The organism is Campylobacter sp. BCW_6467 (assembly GCF_001762855.1).
Taxonomy (GTDB): Bacteria; Campylobacterota; Campylobacteria; order Campylobacterales; family Campylobacteraceae; genus Campylobacter_D; species Campylobacter_D jejuni.
The window spans coordinates 1-8,457 of sequence record NZ_MJXP01000022.1 but is presented as its reverse complement, the minus strand read 5'-3'; the positions used below and the strand labels follow the sequence as shown (position 1 = coordinate 8,457).

5 protein-coding genes are annotated in these 8,457 nt (G+C 31.9%); 2 read left to right on the top strand and 3 right to left on the bottom strand.

All coding sequences use genetic code 11. From position 1 onward, the window contains the following. On the bottom strand, positions 1 to 2,072 hold a 2,072-nt coding region (locus AJ888_RS03245; RefSeq protein ID WP_070296124.1), incomplete at its 3' end, for a methyl-accepting chemotaxis protein. A 168-nt stretch (positions 2,073 to 2,240) separates the two neighbouring features. Between AJ888_RS03245 and zupT the strand changes: the two genes are divergently transcribed. After that, positions 2,241 to 3,116: a zinc transporter ZupT gene (gene zupT / locus AJ888_RS03240; RefSeq protein ID WP_052776816.1), complete on the top strand. Its 876-nt coding sequence runs from the start codon at positions 2,241 to 2,243 to the stop codon at positions 3,114 to 3,116. 24 nt (positions 3,117 to 3,140) lie between these two features. Here the strand turns inward: zupT and AJ888_RS03235 are convergent, their stop codons facing one another. Next, complete coding sequence (locus tag AJ888_RS03235) at positions 3,141 to 5,657, bottom strand: molybdopterin guanine dinucleotide-containing S/N-oxide reductase (RefSeq protein WP_070296123.1); 2,517 nt, start codon at positions 5,655 to 5,657, stop codon at positions 3,141 to 3,143. 10 nt (positions 5,658 to 5,667) lie between these two features. Next, positions 5,668 to 6,243, bottom strand: a complete 576-nt coding sequence (locus AJ888_RS03230) for a cytochrome c3 family protein (RefSeq protein WP_070296122.1) — start codon at positions 6,241 to 6,243, stop codon at positions 5,668 to 5,670. A gap of 166 nt (positions 6,244 to 6,409) precedes the next feature. Between AJ888_RS03230 and AJ888_RS03225 the strand changes: the two genes are divergently transcribed. Beyond that, positions 6,410 to 8,457, top strand: a 2,048-nt coding sequence (locus AJ888_RS03225; protein WP_186820528.1) for a methyl-accepting chemotaxis protein, incomplete at its 3' end; no start/stop codon positions are given.

Below are 8,457 nucleotides of genomic sequence, written 5' to 3'. Positions count from 1 at the left end.
CTTACTGTACTAGAAATAATAGCTGATTCATTAGCAATTTCAACATTATCTTTAGTAGTTTGATCAATTTGTGCTACGCTATCATTGATTTGAGTAATACCTGCAGTTTGTTCTTTAATACTTTCTGCCATATCATTGATAGATTGAACAAGTAAGTTAGTATTAGCTTCTATTTCAGATAAAGACTTTTGAGTTCTCTCAGCTAGTTTTCTAACTTCATCAGCCACAACAGCAAAGCCTCTACCATGTTCTCCAGCACGAGCTGCTTCAATAGCTGCATTTAAAGCTAGAAGATTGATTTGATCTGCGATATCTCCTATAATACCTGTAACATTTTTAATCTCTTCAGATTGAGTGATAACATCACTAGTTTTAACTGAAACATTTTGCATAGAAGAAGTGATCTCTTCTAAAGCTGCTGCAGTTTCTTCTAAAGATTGAGCTTGAGAATTTGAAGAAGTGGTTAAGCTTTGAACAGCAGTTTGTAATTTTCCACTTTCATTAGCTAAAGCATTAGCAAAGTCTGAACTTTGTTTTAGCATTTTAACTATTTCATCGCCTAAAGCATTAGTAGTTAATTCAACACTTCCTGAAGCATTAGAGATTTTATTTCTAAAATCTAAGCTTTTGTATTCTTCAAATATTTTATGAATAACATTCATATCAGAACCTACTCTAGCTTGTAAAACATCAAGAAGTTTATTTAGAACATTTTTAAGTTCAATAAGTTGTGGGTTTCTTGGATTAGCAGTAATTCTTGCTGTTAAATTACCACCTTCTACAACTGATACGGTTTGAACTGATTCTTTAACAGCTTGATTGTCTTGTTCTAAACCTTTTTTAGTAGCAAGGATGTTTTCGTTGATCATTTTGCCCATTTTTCCAAGTTCATCATCGGCTTTGATTGAAATTAAATCAACTTCGTGTTTTTCGTGATTTAAAAAACGAAAGAAATTTTCTAAAGATTTTAAAATGACAGGAATTCTAGATCCAACTATTTTTTTAACGCAGACATAAACTATAATCAATATGACAAGTAGTATAAAAAAAGAAATCACAATAAAAATAATTTCTAGTTTCTTTAAAGGTGCTAAAACTGAATTTTTAGGAGCAGTTACAACCATACTCCAATAACTTGAATTATTTGCAGTACTAAAAGATGAAACGGATGCATAGCTTAAATCTCCAGTTGAAGCAACATAATCATCTATTATAACAGTTTTGTGTTCTTTAACAGCATTATTGACTAACTCCACAGAGGGATCTTTATTTATATCACTGAGTGTTTTTAAAATGGCATTATGATTTTTATGAATGGCAATAACACCTTTATCAGTCATTAAAAATCTTAAATCCCCTTCAAAAAAATCTAATTTTGGGTCAAGTATGGTTTCAGAAACTTCAGAAAAATCTAAAGTATATCCAGCAACTCCAATCAATTTACCTTTATTATTAAAAATAGGCATTCCAAAATTAATACCTAGAAAATCTTTTCCATCGTAGTTAAGTTTAGTTGGTGGCCCAACAAATAAACTATCTTTATCTCCATATTTAGCGTTTTTTTCTACTTGCTCTATAATCTTTAAATTACCAAAATTATTTGGCGTTTGAATCGTTTCTATTCCTCCAGATTTTCCAGTGGTTTGATCAAAATAAATCATAGCAAAAGTTTTACCATCAGAACTTGTGTATCTTTTATCAATTCCTTGAGCATCCCCTAGCACTGAAGTATCTTTTAAATACAAAAAAGTATAAGCTGAATATAAACTACTATCAAATAAATTTTTCATTAAGCTTTCAATCAAATCAGCATCAACTTGATTATTGTGTTCAAACATATCATTTAAGGAAGTTGCGGTTCCTTTTGTAAGTGCAACAGTTTCATTTAGAATACCTTCCATATAATTGGTGTATCTTTTTGAAGCTAAAAATATTGAATCTTTGGCCTCTTTTTCCATATTTTCAGAAATATATATGGAAACTGTTGAAACTAATACGATAATGCCTAAAATTACCCCTATAGCTACAGATAGAATAAGCTTAGTGCTTATATTTAAAGAACGAAAATTCATATTTTTTCCTTAACTTTTAAAAATTTATAAAAAACTTAGTATAGTATTCTATAATTTTTTAAAATATTCTTAAAAATTTTAATATCTTTTGTAATTTTACCATATGTTAACTTTTTATAAATATAAGTATTTAAAATATTAAAATTTTATTGAAGTTAAGAATTATTAATGCAATTTACCTTTGAACAAATTTTTATCGCAATGCTACTGACTCTTTTTGCAGGTTTTTCTACAGCTATAGGTTCTATAATAGCCTTTTTTTCTAGAAAAGATGATTTAAGGGTACTTTCTTTAGGACTTGGTTTTTCAGCTGGGGTAATGATATATATTTCTTTCATGGAAATTTTACCCACTGCACTGAAAGATTTTAAAAATCACTATGATTCGCATTGGGCTGAGCTTTTGGGATTAGCTTGTTTTTTTGGTGGAATTTTAATATCTTTATTGATTGATAAATTAATCCCCGAAGATGTCAATCCTCACGAGCCTAAAGAGGATTTAAGCGAGTTAAAAATTTGTCCCTTACCTCAAAAAGGACAAAATCCTCCGAAATTTCATCCTGGAGAAAAGTTGCATCAGATCAATACTAAAGCTTTAAAACGCACAGGGATTTTTACAGCTTTGGCTATTGCTATACATAATTTCCCAGAAGGTTTTGCTACTTTTATTTCGAGTCTTGACAATCTTACTTTAGGAATTGCTATAGCTATAGCTGTGGCTATACACAATATCCCTGAAGGTTTGGCCGTGAGTTTGCCAATTTACCATGCTACAGGAAATAAGAAAAAGGCTTTTATTTATTCAGCTCTTTCGGGTTTTGCAGAGCCTTTGGGTGCTTTTGTTGGAGCTTTGATTTTATTGCCTTTTATAGGCGATCTTACTTTAGCTATAAGTTTTGCTGTGATTGCAGGAATTATGGTTTTTATATCTCTTGATGAACTTTTGCCCGCTGCAAAAACTTATGATAAGGCCCATGATAGTTTATATGGACTTATATTAGGAATGGCAATAATGGCTTTAAGTTTAAATTTGCTTGGACAATAGAAAGCCTTACGGCTTTCTTGCAATTTAATTCACACCTTTTGGCGCATTAAAGGCAGTAAGTTTTGGTAGTTCACCTTTAAATTTTTCTATGTTTACGAGCCCTGTGTGAGAGATATTGCCATTGGCAAGTTTTGAAGTTGGCATATCCATGGTTAAAACATTTGCATTTCCACATTTGCAAAGTCCGTTTTCATTAGGATCATACCAAGCACCTTCACAAATCCTTACAACCCCTTGCATGATTTCATCGCTTACAACAGCCCCTGCTAAAACTTCACCGCGTTTGTTAAACACGCGTACTACATCGCCATTTTTTATACCAAGTTTTTTTGCATCTTTGGAATTGATTAAAATCGGCTCTCTATCTTTTATTGCATAAGTATCTCTTAAGCTTGTGTGGCAAAGTTGAGAGTGCAAGCGATCTCTTGGGTGATTTGTAAGTAAGTGGAAAGGTGCTTCTTTGGTTGCATTTCCAAGCCATTCAATAGGCTCAAACCAAGTAGGATGGGCTTTGCAATCATCATAATTATAATTTTTAATCGCTTCTGAGTAAATTTCAATGAGTCCTGAATCTGTACCCAGAGCATTTAAGATAGGATCTTCTATAAATTCTGAAAAACGAGTCCATTCTAAACTTTCAGCTGTTGGTTCAAAAGTGATTGGTTCATTTTTAGCCCAAAATTCTTCAAAACTTGGCATAGGAATAGCAAAAGCTTCGCCAAAACTTTGAGTTTGTTTTAGGGCACTGTTGTAGTATTCTTTGATGAAATCTTTAGCTTTTTTGCCATTTTCTGTATAGGCATTAAAGACATCTTTTCCATAAATTTTACAAATATCAGAGAAAATTACATAATCATCTTTGCTTTCACCCACAGGCTCAACTGCTTGTTTCATAGGAGCTATATGCATATTTGAATAATCTCCTGTCATGGTAATATCATCTCTTTCATAAGATGAAGTTACAGGCATAACAATATCTGCCATTTTAGCTGTTGGAGTCCAGTAAATTTCATTTACCACAACGGTGCGTGGTTTTCTCCATGCTTTTACGTTAGTGTTAGTATCTTGATGGTGCACTAAAGGATTTCCGCCTACCCAGTAAATAAAATCAATATCAGGATAGGTAAGCTTAGAGCCGTTGTGATCTATGGTTTTTCCAGGGTGAAGTAAAGCATCAGCGATTCTTGCTACAGGGAAAGAATAACTCGCTGCATTTTGAAGCCATTCTGCGCCTTCGTTTGAAGTTTCGCTTTTTACTAAACCTTTAAATTTACCATTTTTCCAAATCCCTAAACTACCTGCTGTCATACCGCCGATAACTCCGCCTTTGCAAGTTGGAACACCGCCATTGCTGTAATGATAGCTTAGTCCAAAACCGCCTCCTTTTGTGCCGATTTGTCCTAACATTGCACAAAGAGTAACTAGCATCCAGTGAGGCTGTTCGCCATGATGTGCTCTTTGCATACCCCAACCACTCATAATCATAGTAGGATTATCATAAAAAGTTTCAGCTAATTTTTTGATAGTTTTTTCATCGATACCGCAAATTTTACTTGCCCATTTGGTATCTTTTTTCACTCCATCTTCTTTACCTTCTAAATAATCTTTAAATTTATCAAAGCCTGTAGTGTAAGTGTCTAAAAACTCGTAATTAACTTTTTTCTTAGCAATTAAATGGCTTGCCATACCCATCATTAAAGCTACATCGGTATTTGGGCGTGGAGCTATCCATTTGGCATTTAAAAATTTCGCTGTAGTGGTTTTTATAGGATCTATACAAATCACTTTGATTTTACTGTCTTTAAGTTTTTCAAAGTATGCCAAACCTCTTTGTTCGTTTGAAGTCCAAGCTATGCGTAAAGTAGAAAGCGGATCAGCACCCCAAATCACAACATATTTAGAATCACTTAAGATATTTTCCCATGAGGTTTGTTGCTCATAAACTTCAATCGATCCTACAACATAAGGCATAATCACTTGAGAAGCTCCTGTAGAATAGTCTCCTGTAGCTCCTACAAATCCACCTGTTACATTTAAAAATCTATGAAGTAAGATGCGTGAGTTTTGCATATTTCCACTTGATTTCCAGCCATAGCTTCCACCAAAAATCGCACTTGCACCTTTACTATCTCTTGTTTTTTTAAGCTCTTTGGCGATAAGCTTGATCGCTTCACCATAACTTACGCGAACAAACTCATCTTTTCCGCGAAGCTCAGGTTTAGGATTGTCAGGATTTTCAAGGTAGGATTTACGCACATAAGGATACTTCACACGAGATTTATAAACCATATCGGCAGTATAGTGCTGTAAAGGATTATCCATTTTTGTAACTTTTTCCCAAGGTTCACTTTTTACTATCTTACCATCTTTTATAGTGAGTTTTAAAATCCCCCAGTGTGCTGCGGTAATCACTTCTCCATTTTTTACAAGTCCGAGGCTAACTTTTGAAGCTTCTAAGGTTTTTCCTGCACTTAAGCTTGGAATGAGAGGTAAAGCACTTAAGCTCGCTCCAATTTTTAAAAATTTTCTTCTATCTAGCATGCTTTTCTCCTTATTTTGTTTTAAAATCTTTTGCGTTTTTTTGTAAGTATTCTATAACTAGCCATCTGTCTTTTTTATCAATACCTGTTCTATCGGCCATAGAACGGAAAATTGCAGGCCAAGCATTAGCTGTAAATTCTTTTTCTTTGTGGATAGCGTGGCAAATTCCACAGTTATTTACAAAAAGCTCTTTGGCTCGATTTAACATTTCTTTATTGTCTTTGACAAATTCTTTTTTATCTGCCCAAATTTCAAGGCTTACCTTATCCCATTTTCCATTTTTTCCAGTTATTCTTTGAGAGAAATTTAATTTTGTATTTTTAGAAAAAGCTGCAACAATAATTCTTTGAGAGTCATTGAAATAAATCACAGAAGGTGCTTTAGGATTTACATAACCATCAATTTTTAGCAAAACTTTGTTATTTTCGCTTTTTAACACTTCAAAAGGATTTGTAGGTAAAAGTCTTCCTATGACTTTAGTATCATCTTTATTAAGATAAAGCGATACAACTTCATCAGTATAGGCGGTATTTTTTGCCCATAAACATGTCGCTAGGACAACAAAAGAAATGAAAATCTTTTTCATTGCTATTCCTTAATATAAATTTGATGTAAATGTATTTTAACATTATTTAATTTAATTATTAATTAATATTAACAAAATATTAATTAATAATTAATAACTTTTTTAGAAAAAAATAAGCATTTTATAGTTATAATTCTAGAAAATAAATATACAAGAAAGGAAGACAATGTTAAAATCTATCGGAACTAAATTAACCCTTTCAGTAATTGGAAGTGTTATGGTTAGCTTAGTCTTTATGATTGCCATCATATCATGGAAAGTTTCTCAAAATATGGAAAAAGAAGCAGAAATTGCTCTAGACATAGCTTCAAAAAGATATGTAAATTATATGCAATCCACGCTTAATGAACCTTTTTTACTCTCTAAAGCATTAGGTACTAGCATACAACAAGTTATTAATGATAATGGGAATATTGACATTAATGTATTGGAAAATTTAACCAAAAAAACATTAGATTCAAGTATGCATACCACTTATGCTTTTTTGTACATTAAAGATCTTTCAGTCTTATCAGGAAATAAAGAAAAAGACATTCAAAATGGAAATTTATCTATTGTTTATAATGATTCAACTCCAGGGATTGACGGAGGTATTAAAACATTTATACAAAATAAAAATATGTATAACAGTATACCTGTAATCTCAAAAATTGAAAACAATGTGCACAATGGAGAGCAAAAGGTTATTTTTGGTTCAGTTAAGTGTCTTGATTATGGTAATGGAGAATTTTTAGGAATAAACTTAGGAATGCCTATTTTTAATCAAAAAGGAGACTTTGCAGGAGTTATTGGTTTCTCTTTAGAGCTTTCACAGATGTCTAAAGCTTTACTTGATCCTTCATTAAATTTTCACGAAGGAGATCAAAGATTACTACTTACAGATGATGGAACATTTGTTATACATGAAAATCCTAAAGCAATTTTGCAAAAAATCAATGAATACAACCATTCTCCTTCTGTAGCTCCTATATTAAGTGCTATTAAAGAACATAGAGATATTTTAATCAATAATTTTTATACATCTACAGGTTTAACTAGTTATGCTTCGGTTGTCTCCTTTAGTACCCTAGAAGATTCAAGTTATTGGAGTATACTTGTAACAACCCCTAAAAATTCAGTTTTAAAACCTTTATATAATCTTCAGTTAATTATAGTTGCTGTAGTTGTTATATTTTTAATTATAATTTCAGCTATTGTATATATGTGTATAAAATATATGGTAAGTGCAAAAATTAATTCAATTTTTAAATCTTTGCAAAATTTCTTTGACTTTATCAATCATAAAACAAAAAATGTTTCTACTATAGAAGTAAAAAGCAATGATGAATTTGGACAAATCTCAAGTGCTATCAACGAAAACATCCTTGCTACTAAAAAAGGTTTAGAACAAGACAATCAAGCTGTTAAAGAATCAGTTCAAACCGTATCAGTTGTAGAAGGTGGTAATTTAACAGCAAGAATTACTGCTAATCCAAGAAACCCACAACTTATTGAACTTAAAAATGTTCTAAATAAACTTCTTGATGTTTTACAAGCTAGAGTAGGTTCTGATATGAATGTTATTCATAAAATATTTGAAGAATACAAAAGCTTAGATTTTAGAAATAAAATCTCTAATGCTTCAGGAAGTGTTGAATTAACTACTAATGCTTTAGGCGATGAAATAGTTAAAATGCTAAAACAAAGTTCAGACTTTGCTAATGCTTTAGCTAATGAAAGTGGAAAATTACAAACTGCTGTTCAAAGCTTAACCACTTCTTCAAATTCTCAAGCTCAATCTTTAGAAGAAACTGCAGCAGCTTTAGAAGAGATCACTTCTTCTATGCAAAATGTTTCAGTTAAAACTAGTGATGTTATCACTCAATCTGAAGAGATTAAAAATGTTACAGGTATTATAGGAGATATCGCAGATCAAATCAATCTTCTAGCTTTAAATGCAGCTATTGAAGCAGCTCGTGCTGGAGAACATGGTAGAGGCTTTGCTGTTGTGGCTGATGAAGTTAGAAAACTAGCTGAGAGAACTCAAAAGTCTTTATCTGAAATAGAAGCTAATACTAACTTACTTGTTCAATCTATCAATGATATGGCAGAAAGTATTAAAGAACAAACTGCAGGTATTACTCAAATCAATGATAGCGTAGCACAAATTGATCAAACTACTAAAGATAATGTTGAAATTGCTAATGAATCAGCTATTATTTCTAGTACAGTAAG

Bases quoted from the DNA above. Each gene is read 5' to 3' on its own strand.
- zupT (WP_052776816.1), top strand. From the start codon at position 2,241: ATGCAATTTACCTTTGAACAAATTTTTATCGCAATGCTACTGACTCTT.
- AJ888_RS03235 (WP_070296123.1), bottom strand. From the start codon at position 5,657: ATGCTAGATAGAAGAAAATTTTTAAAAATTGGAGCGAGCTTAAGTGCT.
- AJ888_RS03230 (WP_070296122.1), bottom strand. From the start codon at position 6,243: ATGAAAAAGATTTTCATTTCTTTTGTTGTCCTAGCGACATGTTTATGG.